Raw genomic sequence first — 755 nt, 5'->3', positions numbered from 1 at the left:
GTTTTTCAAATCGTAGATCAGCTGAGCCAAATCTTCGATTGAGTAGATATCGTGGTGTGGCGGTGGTGAGATCAGACCGACGCCTGGAGTCGAGTGACGAGTGGCACCGATCCAGTCATCCACTTTATCACCAGGTAGCTGACCACCTTCACCCGGTTTCGCACCTTGAGCCATCTTGATTTGAAGTTCTTCAGCGTTAGTCAGGTAGTAAGACGTCACACCGAAACGACCAGAAGCCACCTGTTTGATTGCAGAGCGTTCCCAATCACCATTTTCTTTGCGCTCAAAGCGCATTGGGTCTTCACCACCTTCACCTGAGTTGGACTTCGCGCCTAAGCGGTTCATCGCAACAGCCAGTGTTGAGTGCGCTTCATAAGAGATCGAACCAAACGACATTGCGCCTGTTGCAAAGCGTTTTACGATGCTTTCGATTGGTTCTACTTCATCGACAGAGATAGAGCCCGCAGGGTTCTTGATGAATTCCAGTTGGCTACGTAGCGTTACCGCGTTGTCACCTTGTTTATCGACGGCACTCGCATACTGCTTGAACTGCTCGTAATCTTTGTTGCGAGTTGATTGCTGGAGTAGAGAGATAGTTTCTGGGTTGAATAGGTGTTTCTCACCACGTTGTTTCCACTGGTAAACACCGCCCACATCCAGCATTTGAATTGGGATTTCGCGTTGTGGGTAACCGATGCGGTGACGGATCAGCACTTCTTTCGCGATGTCATCCAGAGTCAAACCTTGGATGCGAG

Annotated in this window: 1 protein-coding gene; it reads right to left on the bottom strand. The window is 49.7% G+C overall.

Going from position 1 to position 755, the window contains the following annotated elements; all coding sequences use genetic code 11:
• The coding region (locus R7044_RS25115; protein WP_263857040.1) for a glutamate synthase-related protein at positions 1–755 on the bottom strand (755 nt) is incomplete at both ends.

Source organism: Vibrio sp. 1402 (assembly GCF_033340275.1).
This window is presented reverse-complemented; position numbering and strand designations above follow the sequence as displayed.